This window comes from Salmonella sp. NW1250 (assembly GCF_051812965.1).
In the GTDB taxonomy this organism is placed as follows: domain Bacteria; phylum Pseudomonadota; class Gammaproteobacteria; order Enterobacterales; family Enterobacteriaceae; genus Salmonella; species Salmonella enterica.
The window spans coordinates 351,882-365,632 of record NZ_JAMNDD010000003.1; the positions used below are offsets into that span (position 1 = coordinate 351,882).

At 51.9% G+C, this 13,751-nt stretch carries 16 protein-coding genes; 4 read left to right on the top strand and 12 right to left on the bottom strand.

The window, feature by feature from the left end; translation table 11 throughout:
* Nucleotides 1-206: 206 nt before the first annotated feature.
* Nucleotides 207-779 (top strand): lipid IV(A) palmitoyltransferase PagP, encoded by a 573-nt coding sequence (gene pagP, locus NBA72_RS07250; protein ID WP_001623090.1) that lies wholly within the window; start codon nt 207-209, stop codon nt 777-779.
* Between the two features lie 187 nt (nt 780-966).
* The gene (gene cspE, locus NBA72_RS07255) at nt 967-1,176 is read left to right on the top strand and encodes a transcription antiterminator/RNA stability regulator CspE (protein WP_000034826.1); all 210 of its coding nucleotides are present in this window, start codon (nt 967-969) and stop codon (nt 1,174-1,176) included.
* 57 nt (nt 1,177-1,233) lie between these two features.
* Here cspE and crcB read toward each other — a convergent pair whose 3' ends face one another.
* Nucleotides 1,234-1,617 carry a fluoride efflux transporter CrcB gene (gene crcB, locus NBA72_RS07260; protein WP_000939753.1) on the bottom strand — a complete coding sequence of 128 codons (384 nt, stop codon included), beginning with the start codon at nt 1,615-1,617 and terminating at the stop codon, nt 1,234-1,236.
* A 90-nt stretch (nt 1,618-1,707) separates the two neighbouring features.
* Here crcB and NBA72_RS07265 point away from each other — a divergent pair, with 90 nt between their 5' ends.
* On the top strand, nt 1,708-2,496 hold the full coding sequence (locus NBA72_RS07265; RefSeq protein ID WP_023206857.1) for a deaminated glutathione amidase: 789 nt from the start codon (nt 1,708-1,710) through the stop codon (nt 2,494-2,496).
* A 128-nt stretch (nt 2,497-2,624) separates the two neighbouring features.
* Entirely contained in the window at nt 2,625-2,828 is a 204-nt protein-coding gene (gene tatE / locus NBA72_RS07270; protein ID WP_000503938.1) for a twin-arginine translocase subunit TatE, read from the top strand.
* 85 nt (nt 2,829-2,913) lie between these two features.
* Here tatE and lipA read toward each other — a convergent pair whose 3' ends face one another.
* From lipA to NBA72_RS07325, 11 genes are all read right to left on the bottom strand, one after another.
* Nucleotides 2,914-3,879 carry a lipoyl synthase gene (gene lipA, locus NBA72_RS07275; RefSeq protein WP_042948034.1) on the bottom strand — a complete coding sequence of 322 codons (966 nt, stop codon included), beginning with the start codon at nt 3,877-3,879 and terminating at the stop codon, nt 2,914-2,916.
* Between the two features lie 205 nt (nt 3,880-4,084).
* Nucleotides 4,085-5,038 (bottom strand): YbeF family transcriptional regulator, encoded by a 954-nt coding sequence (locus NBA72_RS07280; RefSeq protein ID WP_001282817.1) that lies wholly within the window; start codon nt 5,036-5,038, stop codon nt 4,085-4,087.
* 301 nt (nt 5,039-5,339) lie between these two features.
* Entirely contained in the window at nt 5,340-5,981 is a 642-nt protein-coding gene (lipB, locus tag NBA72_RS07285; RefSeq protein WP_000284009.1) for a lipoyl(octanoyl) transferase LipB, read from the bottom strand.
* A 99-nt stretch (nt 5,982-6,080) separates the two neighbouring features.
* Nucleotides 6,081-6,344: a DUF493 family protein YbeD gene (gene ybeD / locus NBA72_RS07290; protein ID WP_000850547.1), complete on the bottom strand. Its 264-nt coding sequence runs from the start codon at nt 6,342-6,344 to the stop codon at nt 6,081-6,083.
* Between the two features lie 107 nt (nt 6,345-6,451).
* Nucleotides 6,452-7,663, bottom strand: a complete 1,212-nt coding sequence (gene dacA, locus NBA72_RS07295) for a D-alanyl-D-alanine carboxypeptidase DacA (protein WP_000858711.1) — start codon at nt 7,661-7,663, stop codon at nt 6,452-6,454.
* A 139-nt stretch (nt 7,664-7,802) separates the two neighbouring features.
* The gene (rlpA, locus tag NBA72_RS07300; protein WP_001728669.1) at nt 7,803-8,936 is read right to left on the bottom strand and encodes an endolytic peptidoglycan transglycosylase RlpA; all 1,134 of its coding nucleotides are present in this window, start codon (nt 8,934-8,936) and stop codon (nt 7,803-7,805) included.
* A 10-nt stretch (nt 8,937-8,946) separates the two neighbouring features.
* A complete protein-coding gene (gene mrdB, locus NBA72_RS07305; protein ID WP_000131713.1) occupies nt 8,947-10,059 on the bottom strand; it encodes a peptidoglycan glycosyltransferase MrdB in 1,113 nt (370 codons plus the stop codon).
* A gap of 2 nt (nt 10,060-10,061) precedes the next feature.
* Nucleotides 10,062-11,963 carry a peptidoglycan DD-transpeptidase MrdA gene (gene mrdA, locus NBA72_RS07310; protein WP_000828700.1) on the bottom strand — a complete coding sequence of 634 codons (1,902 nt, stop codon included), beginning with the start codon at nt 11,961-11,963 and terminating at the stop codon, nt 10,062-10,064.
* Between the two features lie 30 nt (nt 11,964-11,993).
* A complete protein-coding gene (gene rlmH / locus NBA72_RS07315) occupies nt 11,994-12,461 on the bottom strand; it encodes a 23S rRNA (pseudouridine(1915)-N(3))-methyltransferase RlmH (RefSeq protein ID WP_000776107.1) in 468 nt (155 codons plus the stop codon).
* A gap of 3 nt (nt 12,462-12,464) precedes the next feature.
* Nucleotides 12,465-12,782 carry a ribosome silencing factor gene (gene rsfS / locus NBA72_RS07320; RefSeq protein ID WP_001161670.1) on the bottom strand — a complete coding sequence of 106 codons (318 nt, stop codon included), beginning with the start codon at nt 12,780-12,782 and terminating at the stop codon, nt 12,465-12,467.
* A 328-nt stretch (nt 12,783-13,110) separates the two neighbouring features.
* On the bottom strand, nt 13,111-13,719 hold the full coding sequence (locus tag NBA72_RS07325) for an adenosylcobalamin/alpha-ribazole phosphatase (RefSeq protein WP_001241922.1): 609 nt from the start codon (nt 13,717-13,719) through the stop codon (nt 13,111-13,113).
* Between the last annotated feature and the right edge of the window lie 32 nt (nt 13,720-13,751).

A 13,751-nucleotide genomic window follows, 5' to 3' on the forward strand; every position in this document is an offset into this window, starting at 1 on the left:
AGTATTAATTTATTGTTATTTTATTGTTTTATTTGTTGTGCTTTGTTTTGTGTTTTTTGTGAAAGCTTATTAAGGAGCGCGACGGTTCTAAGTGCTAAATCAAACGCCGTTAACCCGATACTCTCTCAGATTATTCTCTGTTTATAGTTTGTTAAGATTTTATTCAGGTTAATGTTGTTATTATCACAGTCGAATTTTTGAACGGTATGGCTGTTGTGATGATTATCAGAAAGTATTTTCTTATTATTGCTCTCCTTGTTATGCCATGGCTGGCTATTCCTTCAGTCTCTGCGGCGGATAAAGGGTGGTTTAACACGTTTACCGATAACGTCGCAGAAACGTGGCGACAGCCTGAGCATTATGATTTGTATGTCCCCGCCATTACCTGGCATGCGCGCTTTGCCTACGATAAAGAGAAAACGGATCGCTATAACGAGCGGCCGTGGGGCGTTGGTTTTGGTCAGTCGCGCTGGGACGATAAAGGCAACTGGCATGGCCTCTATATGATGGCCTTTAAAGATTCATTTAACAAATGGGAACCCATAGGCGGTTATGGCTGGGAAAAAACCTGGCGACCGCTGGAAGACGATAATTTTCGTCTGGGACTGGGCTTTACCGCAGGCGTTACCGCGCGCGACAACTGGAATTATATTCCCATCCCTGTGCTGTTGCCTTTAGCGTCGATAGGCTATGGGCCCGCTACCTTTCAGATGACCTACATTCCGGGTTCGTATAACAACGGAAACGTCTATTTCGCCTGGATGCGTTTCCAGTTTTGACGGGGAAGGGTATTCTTCAGTTGTGAATTAAAAAGCCTTAAAAAACAATAAGTAGATAAAGTTAGCTAAAAATTAACGCGATATTTATCACTTTTTCGCAAAGTTCGACTGGACAAAATGCATCACAATTGTTGTACTGGTATCCGACACAGCATTTGTGTCTATTTTTCATGTAAAGGTAATTTTGATGTCTAAGATTAAAGGTAACGTTAAGTGGTTTAATGAATCCAAAGGATTCGGTTTCATTACTCCGGAAGATGGCAGCAAAGACGTGTTCGTACACTTCTCTGCAATCCAGACCAATGGTTTTAAAACTCTGGCTGAAGGTCAGCGCGTAGAGTTCGAAATCACTAACGGTGCCAAAGGCCCTTCCGCTGCAAACGTAACTGCTCTGTAAGCATACGTCCGACAGCAAGATTTCAAAACCCGCCCTTTCGGCGGGTTTTTTTTGCGCTTAACGCGCCGCTGCGGCGGAAAATAGCCAGAATGCCAGCGCCGTCATGGCAAACGAACCCAACAGGTTAATCAGCACATTCAGCAGCGCCCAGCCAAAGCGCCCCTCTTGCAACAAGAATACCACTTCAGCAGAAAAAGTAGAAAAGGTCGTCAGGCCGCCGCAAAAGCCGGTCGTGATGAGCACTTTCCACATCGGATCGATATGTGTCATGCGGTTAAACCAGGCGAACCCCATGCCGATAATAAACGCGCCAAGCAAATTTGCTGTTAGCGTACCGATGGGAATCGCCTGATGAAGCGGATTAAAACGCATACTTAGCATCCACCGGGCTACGCTCCCCGTTCCACCGCCGATAAAAACTGCTAAAAGAAGCTGTAACACTGCCGAATCCTTTATTTAATTGCTATACAAGAGGAGTGTAACGCCGAACACGCATAATTGGCGAGTCCTGACAGAGGTGTGGGAGGGGATATGTTCGTTGCAGCCGGGCAGTTTGTGGTGAGTTCTGTATGGGAAAAGAATGCGCAAGTTTGCGTTTCGTTAATGGCTCAGGCGGCGTGCCGCGGCGTATCGCTTCTGGTGCTGCCTGAGGGGATATTAGCGCGAGATGACATCGACCTTGACCTGCCGATTCGCGCCGCGCAGCCGCTGGATGGCGCGTTTATGACGCGGCTTCTGGAAGAAAGCGCTCATAATAATATGACGACGATATTCACTATCCTTGTCCCGTCAACGCCTGGACGGGCGGTTAATATGCTGGTGGCGCTACGGGCGGGTCACATTGTCGCGCGTTACGCGAAGCTGCATCTCTATGATGCGTTTTCGATGCAAGAATCCCAAAGTATTGATGCCGGAACCGTTATCGCGCCTGTGCTGGACGTGGAGGGGGTTAAGGTGGGGCTTATGACCTGTTATGACCTGCGCTTTCCGGATATGGCGCTAGCGCTGGCTTTACAGGGGGCTGACGTATTGGCGCTGCCGACGGGCTGGGTTCGCGGCCCGTTGAAAGAGCAGCAGTGGTCGACGCTGCTGGCGGCGAGAGCGCTGGATACCACCTGCTATATGATTGCGGCCGGGGAGTGTGGTAATCGTAATATTGGTCAAAGTCGTATTATCGATCCGTTGGGGGTAACGATAGCCGCGGCAGCCGATCGTCCGGCGCTGATCGTCGCGGAAATATTCAGAGAACGAATAGACCAGGTGCGGGAGCAACTTCCTCTTTTGCAGCAACGACGATTTGCGCCACCGCAATTATTATGATGTTTTTTTACGCAAAGCTTGATTCACCTTGTTACAGATTGCTATTGTGTGCGCGCGTCGAAAGACCGTTAATATTCTCAGGTTAATCCGGCGCGTTACGCAGCCTGTTTTTAGTGAAGAAGGTATCTATGGGTGAGATTAGTATTACCAAACTGCTGGTGGTTGCCGCACTGGTTGTTCTGCTGTTTGGTACCAAGAAGTTACGTACGCTGGGCGGAGACCTGGGCACGGCGATTAAAGGATTCAAGAAAGCAATGAACGATGAAGACGCGGGCGTTAAGAAAGACGTCGACGGTAGCGTTCAGGCTGAAAAACTCTCGCACAAAGAGTAATAGCGCGATGCGCTTGCTCCGCAGAGTAAAAAAACCGGCGAGTTGCCGGTTTTTTTTGCCTGAAATGTAAGCGTCTATTACACGATCATTTCACTTCCATGCCTTTGGCCTGGAGATCAGCATGGTACGAAGAACGTACAAAGGGGCCACAGGCGGCATGGGTAAAGCCCATCGCCAGGGCTTCCGCTTTCATCTCGTCAAACTCTTCCGGGCTGACATAACGCTGTACCGGCAGGTGATGGCGGCTTGGCTGTAGATACTGACCAAGCGTCAGCATGGTAACGCCGTGACGGCGTAAGTCGCGCATAACCTCAATGATTTCCGCATTGGTTTCGCCTAAGCCCACCATCAGACCCGATTTTGTCGGAATTTCCGGGTGCGCTTCTTTGAAGCGTTCCAGTAATTTCAGCGACCAGTTGTAATCGGCGCCCGGACGAACCTGGCGGTAAATACGCGGCACGTTTTCCAGGTTGTGGTTAAACACATCCGGCGGCGTCGCGTTAAGGATATCCAGCGCGCGATCCATACGTCCACGGAAGTCTGGCACCAGGGCCTCTATTTTTATCTCCGGGCTTTTGGCGCGGATGGCGGTGATGCAGTCAGCAAAGTGCTGGGCGCCGCCGTCACGCAGATCGTCACGGTCGACAGAGGTGATGACCACATAGCGTAGCGCCATGTCGGCGATCGTTTGCGCCAGTTTCTGCGGCTCTTCCGCATCCGGCGCAACGGGGCGGCCATGGGCGACATCACAGAACGGGCAGCGGCGAGTGCAAATGGCGCCAAGGATCATAAACGTAGCGGTACCGTGGTTGAAACATTCAGCCAGGTTTGGGCAAGACGCTTCCTCGCAGACAGAATGCAGGCCATTTTTGCGCATTGCGGCTTTGATGCCCTGGATACGGGTAGAATCCGCCGGAAGTTTTATTTTCATCCATTCCGGTTTACGTAGTAGAGCGTCGCGCTCTGTGACCACATTTTTAACCGGGATAAGAGCCATCTTATCGGCATCGCGGTATTTTACACCGCGTTCCATCACAATGGGTTTACTCATAGCGTGCGTGTTCCAGTTGCGAATAACGAAGGAAAGCGTTTCAATTCAAGGGAAAGTTGTATTTATCAACTATTTTTGAATTTGTGACACGCAGTATATCATTGATAAGGGCCATAAAGCAGCCTGACAGCCCGGCAAAATGTAAAATAGTTGTTGTTTTGTGCTGTTTGCCCATATCTTCCGTGACCTGAATGCAACATTTTTGTCAGAACGCCTCACGAATGATATCAATGACGTTCTCCAGCACCGGATCGCGCAGACTTAGTTTATTGTAATGCAGCGAGAACTCGACCTGTTCACTATTCACCGGCGCGTAGGGAAGGCGTTCAAGCGGCCAGCAACGGCTAAATAAGTCGTAGAAGCGGGTGGGCATCAGTCCCAGCAGATCGCTGCTGGCGATCAGCGAGGCAATGGTAAAAATATTGTAGCTGCTAAAACTGATTTGCTGATCGGGAAATGTCTCCTGCAGTCGCTGGCGCAGGAGGGAAAGATGTTGTCCCTCCAGCATCAGAAAGGTGTGATCCGCGCTGTTCAGTCTCTCTTCAGTAATGGCGTTCGCCAGACACGGGTGATGCTGGCGGCAGACAATCTCAAGCGTATCGCTAAACAGGACGTGATGCTGGATGCTCCGGTTGTTATAGCTATGGGTATTGATAATGAGATCGGTCTGAAACTGACTAAGCTGGCTTTCGGCATCGTCTACCGGAATGTTGCGCAGCAAAAGCTGAGGATAACGCGGCCTGATGGCCTGGTAAATAATCGGCATCACTAGCGCGCCGACCGAAGGCGTCGTGCCAATTGTAATGGTACGTTGCTTATCATAGCTGCCCGTAAGATCCAGGGCGCCAAGAATAGATTCCAGCCCCTGGCTGATGTATTCGTGCAGATGCGTAGCATACGTCGTGGGCGTTACGCCCTGGCCTTTGCGAATAAACAGCGGATCGGGAAATATAGTCCGTAATTTTTGAATGGACTGGCTGATGGCTGACGGCGTCAGGTTAAGAATTTTCGCTGCATTGACGATCCCTTTATGGACATATACGGCCTCGAAAATCGTCAACAGATTGAGGTCAATATTTCTCAGTGTTCTGAAAATTTGCGGTTTGTCTTGTAGGTGTTGATCGGCCGGTTGTCTTTCTGCCTGATTATTATCACTCACGCTCTGGCTCCGAATTCATTCGTATTATGAATAATAGATGAAATAGTATATTTTGCATTTATGAGTTGGTTTTAAAATTACTCTTATGAATGTATTTTTAGTCATTTCAATAAGATAAGTAACAGCAAGGCCGGGATTTTGTTCACGGAAAATTCCTCATCATGAGGACTGAAGAGGCCATGCCGCCTGGCGGCTACAGCAGGGATATAACGAAAATATAGAAAGCGGGGGGAGAAGTAAAGCATTCAAATCATATATGATTAATGACCCATAAATTTCTTGGGCCATTATATTTTACGCATTAAGCAGCAATATATTCATACGGTGGATTATTTAGCAGAGCTAAAATATTCGCCAGCAAGCGGGGCGCAATATTATCCGTGGTAGCGTCTTCCTTCCACTGCGTTATTTTGGCCATTTCCATGCCGGCATAACCACACGGGTTGATGCGTAGGAAAGGAGAAAGATCCATGTTAACGTTTAGCGCTAAACCGTGGAATGAGCAGCCGCGACGGATACGTAAACCCAGCGAGCAGATTTTCTTTTCACCCACGTAGACGCCCGGCGCATCGGCGCGCGGATGCGCCTCAATACCAATTTCAGCCAGCGTATTCACCACGGTCTGTTCAAGTAGGGTGACTAAATCACGCACGCCCAGTTTACGTCGTTTCAGGTTAAGTAAAACGTACATTACCTGTTGGCCCGGACCATGATAGGTCACCTGTCCTCCACGATCGCTCTGCACAACGGGAATATCGCCAGGCATCAATATATGTTCCGCTTTACCGGCCTGGCCCTGGGTAAACACCGGGTAATGCTCAACCAACCAGATTTCATCATGGCTGTTTTCATCGCGCATATCGGTAAAGTTATGCATGGCCTGAGAGATAGCTTCATAGGGCTGAAGGCCGAGCTGGCGGACAAGGATTTTATCCTGATACAAAACGGCATCTCCGTAGAGAATGAAAAAAGAGAGGAAAGTATATCACAGCGGGGGAGGCGGGGAGTTACCCGGATAAGACCGGGTAACCGTCTGGATGTATTACAATACCATTCGCACGATATCAATATTGCCCAGTTCTTCGTACAGCGTTTCAACCTGTTCAATATGGGTGGCATTAATGGTGATAGAGACCGAGTGGTAGTTGCCTTTGCTGCTCGGTTTTACCGTCGGAGAGTAATCACCAGGCGCATGGCGCTGTACCACTTCAACCACCTGATCAACCAGCTCAGGTAACGCCTGCCCCATTACTTTGTAAGTAAATGGCGTAGGGAATTCAAGCAGTTCGTTAAGTTTGGTTTTCATGTCAGCTCCGGCATTACGTAAAAAAATAACAACTCCCGCCACAGGGCGGGAGTTTTACTGATGCATAGTATATGGGGACGAAAATCACACTTTCAAGCGTTCAATTTTTATCCAAACCAGTGATGGAACATTAATTTAATGTAATCAATGATTTTACCGAAGAAGTTCCCTTCCGGGATCTCTTGCAGTACGACCAGCGGACGCTGCTCGATGGTTTTACCGTCCAGCTGGAAGTTGATGGTGCCGACCACCTGGTTTTTCTGCAGCGGCGCGTGCAGTTCTGCGGTATTCAGTACATAGCTCGCTTTCAAATCTTTCATGCGACCGCGAGGGATCGTCAGGTAAACGTCTTTATCGACGCCCAGCGAGGCGCGATCGGTATTACCAAACCAGGCGGGTTCAGAAGCGAACTCTTTACCAGCCTTCAGCGGATTAACGGTTTCAAAGAAACGGAAGCCCCACGTCAGCAGTTTTTTGCTTTCTGTTTCACGGCCTTTATAGGTCCGTCCGCCCATCACGGCGGAAATCAATCGCATCTGGCCTTCGGTTGCGGAAGCGACCAGATTATAGCCCGCTTTGCTGGTATGGCCGGTTTTGATGCCGTCCACATTCAGGCTGTTATCCCACAGCAGACCGTTACGGTTTAACTGGCGAATGCCGTTAAAGGTGAACTCTTTTTCTTTATAAACGGCATATTCGTTAGGCACATCGCGAATTAACGCCTGACCAATCAGCGCCATATCGCGAGCTGAACTGTATTGTCCGTCGGCGTCCAGGCCGTGTACGGTCTGGAAGTGGGTATTTTTCAGCCCTAACGCGTTCACATAGCTGTTCATCAGCCCGACGAAAGCATCCTGGCTACCGGCGGCGAAATCAGCCATCGCCACACAGGCGTCATTGCCGGATTGCAGATTGATGCCGCGTATCAACTGAGAGACCGGTACCTGCATTCCCGGCTTAAGGAACATCAGCGAGGAGCCTTTAAATACCGGATTGCCGGTGGCCCAGGCGTCATTACCGACGGTAACCAGGTCGGTTTCTTTAAATTTACCCGCTTTCATTGCCTGTCCGATGACGTAACTGGTCATCATCTTCGTCAGACTCGCCGGGTCGCGACGTTCGTCGGCGTTTTGTTCCGCCAGAACTTTGCCGGAGTTGTAGTCGATCAGGATGTAGGATTCCGCATCGATCTGCGGAACGCCCGGGATCATAGTTTTGATATTCAGGTCATCGGCATGTGCGGTTGAGATAAACGCGGCACAAAGCGCCGTGGTGAGCGCCATGCGCTGCATAAAACGAGCGGAAAAAGTGGTCTTCATGGTCTGAACTACGACGTCCGTGATGAAATTAAAAAAAGAGCCCTACTATAGCAAAAGCATAACTGGCAGGCATCTGACTTTCCGCGTGACTTTGTTAATGTCATTTACAGAAATTGACAGTACAGATACCTGCGATCGGTTACTGCGCGCTGGCGATAAAGGACTGTAATTGTGCTTCTGTTTGCAAACGTTGCTGTAACGCGCTGGCTTCGGCTTTACTGGCAAAAGGCCCCAGTTGAATACGCCAGACCGCGCCGTTTTGTATTACGCGCCCTGGTACGCTGAACTGCTGGCTTAAACGCTGTTGGTACTGCTGCGCGCGCGTTTGATCGCTGACGGCGCCGACCTGGACGACGAAACGACCGCTCGCCGCGGCGGCAGGCGCGCTCACCGGGGCAGATACCGGGGCTGCGGCGGCAGGCGCGCTCACCGGCGTCGCAGTCGCTGGAGCCGTCACCGGCGCGGAAACCGGCGCTGGCTGTGGCGCCGGCGTCGGTTCATTACCCTCCAGCACGCCAGGCGCCAGCGTAGTCGGCGCGCCGAGGAAGCCGCTGCTGCTCACCGGCGCGCCGGTGGTATCGTCACTTTTCAACGTGGAATTACTGACCGGAAGAACGTCGCCTTGCGGTTGCGCAGGTGCTGAAGAGGCGCTTCCCATTCCGCCGCTTAAATCAGGGCGCGGGGGCAGAGCGTAGGTCTGTTTCGCCACCGTTGTACAAGCCATCCCCGGGCCGGAGAGCGAACCATCCGGCGCCACGATAATGGGGTCAATCCGTACTTTAGTATTATTCGAGGTATTCAGACGATCCGCCGCCGCGCGGGACAGGGAGATGACCCGATCGGTGCCATAGGGGCCGCGATCGTTAATACGCACGACGATCATGCGACCGTTGGCCAGATTGGTGATTCGCGCATAGCTGGGGATAGGCAGTGTCGGATGGGCGGCGGTAAGCTGCATCGGATCGAACATCTCCCCGGAGGCGGTTAAATTACTGCCGGGTTCCGCATCATAAATAGCGGCCAGGCCAGCCTGGCTAAAGCGGGACGGATCCTGAACGATTTTATAACTTTTACCGTCACGCTGATAATCCTGGTTTGCGGTCGGATTCAGAGGTTCATAACGCGGTTCCGCTCCGCTGATTTCCACAGTCGGACCATTACATACCGCAGGTTGCGGCGCGACGGTGGTTTGCTGCTGACCGCCGTCATTAGTACATGCCGCGAGTAGTACTATCCCTGCCGCGACGCAGATTACAGGCAACTGCTTACGCATTGCGCACCCCTTATACGCTTTTCGACAACATTTTTCTGTGGGTGTGGATCGACATCACAATCCCGAACCCGGCCATCAGCACAATCAGTGCGGAGCCCCCGTAGCTGACCAGGGGTAAAGGTACTCCAACCACAGGCAGAATACCGCTCACCATACCAATATTTACGAAGACATAAACGAATAATATTAACATTAATCCGCCAGCCATCACGCGACCAAATGTAGTTTGCGCTCTGGCGGCAATCCACAAGCCGCGCATTATTAGCAAAATATAGAGCGCGAGCAGAATCAGGATGCCCACCAGACCGAGCTCTTCCGCCAGTACCGCGAAAATAAAGTCGGTATGGCGTTCGGGTAAAAACTCCAGCTGCGACTGGGTGCCGTGGAGCCAGCCTTTACCGCGCAGGCCGCCTGAGCCAATGGCGATTTTAGACTGAATAATATGATAGCCCGCGCCCAGCGGATCGGTCTCCGGATCAAGGAGCATCATGACGCGCTGGCGTTGGTAATCGTGCATCAGGAAAAACCACAAAATAGGAATAAATGCAGCGATCAATACAATGGCGACCCCAATTAAGCGCCAGCTCAGACCAGACAAAAATAGGACAAAGAGACCGGAAAGGGCGACCAGAATAGACGTCCCCAGGTCCGGCTGGGCGGCGACCAGCAGGGTAGGCATAAAGATTAATACCAGGGCGATGGCGGTATTTTTCAGCGAGGGCGGGCAGACGTCGCGGTTAATAAAGCGGGCGACCATCAGCGGCACGGCGATTTTGGCTATTTCCGAAGGCTGAAAGCGAACGATTCCCAGATCGAGCCAGCGCTGCGCGCCCTTGGATATTGCGCCGAAGGCATCAACGGCGACCAGCAAAATGATACAAATGATATAGAGATAGGGCGCCCAGCCTTCATACACGCGCGGCGGGATCTGCGCCATCACCACCATAACCACCAGCCCCATCGCAATCTGACCGATTTTACGCTCCATCATGCCGATGTCCTGGCCGCTGGCGCTCCAGATGACCAACGCGCTATAAACCAGTAACGCCAGCAGAATGAGTAGCATCGTGGGATCGATATGAATTTTATCCCAGAAGGTTTTTTTGTTCGGATTATCCGTCATGATTATTGGTCCTCCGCCGCTGCAACCACCGGGTTTTCCGCAGGCAAATGGGTGTTGTTGTCGCCCAGCATGATGTGATCAAGGATTTGGCGCATGATTGTGCCTACTGCCGGGCCTGCACCGCCGTTTTCAAGGATGATCGCGACGGCGACCTGGGGATTGTTATACGGCGCAAAGGCGGTCATTAATTTATGGTCGCGCAGGCGCTCGGCGATTTTATGCGCATTGTACGTTTCGTTGGCCTTCAGGCCAAAGACCTGCGCGGTGCCCGACTTCGCCGCGATTTTATAGGGCGCGCTGGCAAAATATTTATGCGCCGTGCCGTTAGGGCGGTTGGCGACGCCATACATGCCATCTTTCGCAATTTCCCAGTAGCCGGAGTGAATATCGCCCACCGGCGGCTCATGCGGCTGTACCCACGGCACCTGTTTACCGTTTTCCGCGGTGCTCATTAACAGGTGCGGGACTTTAACTACACCGTCGTTAATAAGGATCATCAGCGCCTTACTCATCTGAATCGGCGTCGCCGTCCAGTAACCCTGGCCGATGCCCACCGGAATCGTATCGCCCTGATACCACGGTTTTTTAAAGCGTTTCTGTTTCCACTCGCGGGTCGGCATATTACCAGATCGCTCTTCTGCGAGATCAATTCCGGTATAGTGACCATAGCCGAACTTACCCATCCATTCTGACAGGCGATCGATTCCCATGTCATAGGCCACCTGATAGAAGAAGGTATCCGCCGACTCTTCAAGGGATTTGGTGATATTCAGATGCCCGTGGCCCCATTTTTTCCAGTCGCGATAACGTTTCTCAGACCCCGGCAACTGCCACCAGCCAGGGTCGAAAAGACTGGTGTTACGGGTGATGACGCCAGCGCTTAACGCCGATACGGCGACGTAAGGCTTAACGGTAGAAGCGGGTGGGTAGACACCCTGAGTCGCGCGGTTCACTAATGGCGTGTTCGGGTCGTTAAGCAGCCCGGAGTAATCTTTGCTGGAGATGCCGTCCACGAAAAGGTTAGGGTCGTAACTTGGCATGGAGACCAGCGATAGCACGCCGCCGGTACGCGGATCGGTGACAATCACCGCCGCGCGACTGCCTGCCAGCAGCGTTTCAATATACTGCTGGAGCTTGAGATCCAGCGTCAGGTAGATATCGTGTCCGGCCTGCGGCGGCACCTCTTTAAGCTGGCGAATAACGCGGCCGCGGTTGTTGACTTCAACCTCTTCATAACCGGTTTGCCCATGCAGAATATCTTCATAGTAGCGCTCAATGCCCAGCTTGCCGATGTCATGAGTGGCGGCGTAGTTCGCCAGTTTGTTTTCTCTGTCGAGACGCTCGACGTCTTTATCATTGATTTTCGATACGTAGCCGATAACGTGGGTCAGCGCCGATCCGTATGGATAATAGCGGCGTTTATAGCCTTTGACTTCGACGCCCGGAAAACGGTACTGGTTGACAGCAAAGCGCGCGACCTGAACTTCCGTCAGGTTTGTTTTCACCGGAATAGAAGTAAAGCGATGGGATCGGGCGCGCTCTTTTTTAAAGGCGGCGATATCGTCGTCGTTTAAATCGACCACACTGCGTAGCGCATCCAGCGTTTGCTGAACGTTATCCACCTTTTCCGGCATCATTTCAATCTGATAGATAGTGCGGTTCAGCGCAAGGGGAATACCGTTACGGTCGTAGATTATCCCGCGGCTTGGCGCAATTGGCACCAGCTTGATACGGTTTTCGTTCGAGCGGGTCTGGTAATCGGTAAAACGGAGAATTTGCAGATTATACAAATTGGCGATCAGTACGCCGGTCAGCAGCAAAATACCCAAAAAGGCGACCAGCGCCCGACGCACAAACAGTGCGGACTCAGCCGTATAGTCACGAAAAGAATTTTGTCGTTTCATCCGCTGCTTAATCTTCTCAAGACTTCACGATCACTCACGGTGATAAGGGTGGTTGGTTGTGATGCTCCACGCCCGGTACAAACTCTCCGCAACCAGAACCCGAACCAGCGGGTGAGGGAGCGTTAACGCCGAGAGCGACCAGCTCTGTTCCGCTGCCGCTTTGCAGGCGGGAGATAATCCTTCCGGGCCGCCAATCAGCAAACTGACGTCGCGCCCGTCCTGTTTCCAGCGCTCCAGCTCATTGGCTAACTGCGGCGTATCCCACGGCTTGCCTGGAATATCCAGGGTAACAATGCGATTCTTACCGGCGGCGGCCAGCATCTGCTCGCCCTCTTTGTCGAGAATACGTTTGATATCCGCGTTCTTGCCGCGTTTGCCCGCAGGGATTTCGATCAGCTCAAAGGGCATATCTTTCGGAAAACGACGCAGATATTCCGTAAATCCCGTTTGAACCCAGTCGGGCATCTTCGTGCCGACAGCGACAAGTTGCAGCTTCACGCATTAACTCCAGAGTTTTTCCAGTTCATACAGGCGGCGACTTTCTTCCTGCATGACATGCACAATCACATCGCCCAGATCGACGACAATCCAGTCAGCCGCATTTTCGCCTTCGACGCCCAATGGCAGCATACCGGCCGCGCGCGACGACTGCACCACGTGGTCGGCAATAGACATAACGTGACGGCTGGAGGTGCCGGTACAAATAATCATACAGTCGGTGATACTGGATTTACCCTGAACATCTAAGGCGATGATGTCCTGACCTTTCAGGTCATCAATTTTGTCGATAACAAAATCCTGGAGTGCTTTACCCTGCAAGTTTTCCCCCTGGGTGAATAATTGCGTTATAACGATAGAAAAAAGGCCAACAGGCTGGACCGGTAAGGCGTTGCGAGTTAACGCTAACCTTCCGGCGGGACGCCGTGTAGTATACCTGAATCAGCGGCGATACCGGGACTTATGTCGCCGGATCGGCGTTTAAAACCAGATTATCATCCCATCCCACGTCACAGAAAGCATCGCCATTTTTGTAAAACAATTTCTGCAAAGCTCTGCAAGGTGAAAAAAGCCTGGCTGCGGAGAATAACAGCCTGTCGGGGGCTGTCAATGGGCGAAACCGCTGCGGCGAGAAAAAACGGAAAATTCATCACTCAGGCCGCCAGACGGCACGACTATTTAATACTTTCAGGGTGGCGAACCCTTCGCATATGTCGATTGCGCTCCAGCATCCCTGTTCTACCCGGAAATGCCATAGCGAGGCGGCGGGCATTGCGAGCAGACGGGCAATCAACAGGCTGAGTACGCCCTGATGGCTGACGATCAGCAGGTTCTGGCAATCGCTAAACGCGTCGAGTCGCGAGATAAAGCGCTCTACGCGCCGGGTAAAAGCCTGAAAACCCTCGCCATTGGTCGGAACCGCATTCTGCCAGTCCGTACACCAGGCGGCATAGCTTTCGGCATCTTCATGGGTGAGGTCGCGGTGATGGCGCATTTCCCAGTCGCCAAAGTACATCTCATTAAGCTCAGGTAAGATGTGTTGCGGCACATCCCGGCCCTCCAGTACGAGCCGGGCGGTATGGCGCGCGCGCTCCAGCTCGCTGCATAACACCCGGTCAAATGGCGCGTGGCGCAATAAAGTATGTAGCGTTTTCGCCTGGCCAATCCCTTTTTCCGTTAACGGCGTGGGAGCATGTCCGCTATACAACCCGGCGACATTGGCCTCGGTTTCGCCATGACGCACCAGCCACAATCGCATGGTATTCCTCATGAGGTTAAATGCGCAAAACA

Excerpts from the sequence above, each read along its gene's own strand:
- pagP (WP_001623090.1), top strand. The coding sequence starts at position 207 with ATGGCTGTTGTGATGATTATCAGAAAGTATTTTCTTATTATTGCTCTC.
- cspE (WP_000034826.1), top strand. The coding sequence starts at position 967 with ATGTCTAAGATTAAAGGTAACGTTAAGTGGTTTAATGAATCCAAAGGA.
- NBA72_RS07265 (WP_023206857.1), top strand. The coding sequence starts at position 1,708 with ATGTTCGTTGCAGCCGGGCAGTTTGTGGTGAGTTCTGTATGGGAAAAG.
- tatE (WP_000503938.1), top strand. The coding sequence starts at position 2,625 with ATGGGTGAGATTAGTATTACCAAACTGCTGGTGGTTGCCGCACTGGTT.
- lipA (WP_042948034.1), bottom strand. The coding sequence starts at position 3,879 with ATGAGTAAACCCATTGTGATGGAACGCGGTGTAAAATACCGCGATGCC.
- ybeD (WP_000850547.1), bottom strand. The coding sequence starts at position 6,344 with ATGAAAACCAAACTTAACGAACTGCTTGAATTCCCTACGCCATTTACT.
- dacA (WP_000858711.1), bottom strand. The coding sequence starts at position 7,663 with ATGAAGACCACTTTTTCCGCTCGTTTTATGCAGCGCATGGCGCTCACC.
- rlpA (WP_001728669.1), bottom strand. The coding sequence starts at position 8,936 with ATGCGTAAGCAGTTGCCTGTAATCTGCGTCGCGGCAGGGATAGTACTA.
- mrdB (WP_000131713.1), bottom strand. The coding sequence starts at position 10,059 with ATGACGGATAATCCGAACAAAAAAACCTTCTGGGATAAAATTCATATC.
- mrdA (WP_000828700.1), bottom strand. The coding sequence starts at position 11,963 with ATGAAACGACAAAATTCTTTTCGTGACTATACGGCTGAGTCCGCACTG.
- NBA72_RS07325 (WP_001241922.1), bottom strand. The coding sequence starts at position 13,719 with ATGCGATTGTGGCTGGTGCGTCATGGCGAAACCGAGGCCAATGTCGCC.